The sequence below is a fragment of the Bacillus sp. L_1B0_5 genome (assembly GCF_000836715.1).
Taxonomy (GTDB): domain Bacteria; phylum Bacillota; class Bacilli; order Bacillales; family Bacillaceae_G; genus Bacillus_A; species Bacillus_A thuringiensis_S.
On record NZ_JXIS01000257.1, the window covers coordinates 1 to 332 of the forward strand.

The following is a 332-nucleotide window of genomic DNA, read 5'->3' on the forward strand; positions in this document are numbered from 1 at the left end:
CCTTCAGCCGAACTTGGGTATACCTCCGAGATATAAACCTTTAGTGGTGGACCTTGTAGGACTCGAACCTACGACCGGACGGTTATGAGCCGTCTGCTCTAACCAGCTGAGCTAAAGGTCCTTTATGGTAGCGGCGGAGGGGATCGAACCCCCGACCTCACGGGTATGAACCGTACGCTCTAGCCAGCTGAGCTACACCGCCATAAATGATATTAAAATAAGTGGAGCCTAGCGGGATCGAACCGCTGACCTCCTGCGTGCAAGGCAGGCGCTCTCCCAGCTGAGCTAAGGCCCCATGTTTTTGGGAATATCGGGAAGACAGGATTTGAACC

The 332-nt window shown here is 53.9% G+C and carries 3 tRNA genes; all 3 read right to left on the reverse strand.

Annotated features, from left to right (window positions below):
* Positions 1-44 precede the first annotated feature (44 nt).
* Positions 45-121 (reverse strand) — tRNA-Ile (locus RT27_RS32235).
* A 4-nt stretch (positions 122-125) separates the two neighbouring features.
* A tRNA-Met gene (locus RT27_RS32240) sits at positions 126-202 on the reverse strand.
* 20 nt (positions 203-222) lie between these two features.
* Positions 223-295: transfer RNA gene (locus tag RT27_RS32245), tRNA-Ala, on the reverse strand.
* Positions 296-332: the final 37 nt, after the last annotated feature.